The following is a 308-nucleotide window of genomic DNA, read 5'->3' as shown; positions in this document are numbered from 1 at the left end:
AGAAGTTGATGAAAGCTATTTTGGCGGACAACGCAAAGGCAAACGTGGTCGCGGTGCGGCTGGCAAAGTGGCTGTATTCGGGCTTTTGAAGCGTAATGGTAAGGTTTACACCGTTGCCGTACCCAATACACAAACTGCGACTTTATTGCCAATTATCCGCGAACAAGTGAAGCCTGACAGCATTGTTTATACCGATTGTTACAAAAGTTATGACGTTCTTGATGTGAGCGAATTTTCACATTTTCGGATCAATCACAGCACACATTTTGCTGAGCGACAAAATCACATTAACGGAATTGAGAACTTTT

Annotated in this window: 1 pseudogene; it reads left to right on the top strand. The window is 43.2% G+C overall.

The annotated features are described in order from the left end of the window. A pseudogene (locus tag IR141_RS14320) lies at nucleotides 1-308 on the top strand (IS1595-like element ISGasp1 family transposase); the annotation flags it as partial.

It is taken from the genome of Neisseria sp. 19428wB4_WF04 (assembly GCF_015235335.1).
Lineage (GTDB): Bacteria > Pseudomonadota > Gammaproteobacteria > Burkholderiales > Neisseriaceae > Neisseria > Neisseria musculi.
The sequence above is the reverse complement of the archived record's forward strand: the minus strand, read 5'-3'. Positions and strand labels throughout refer to the sequence as shown.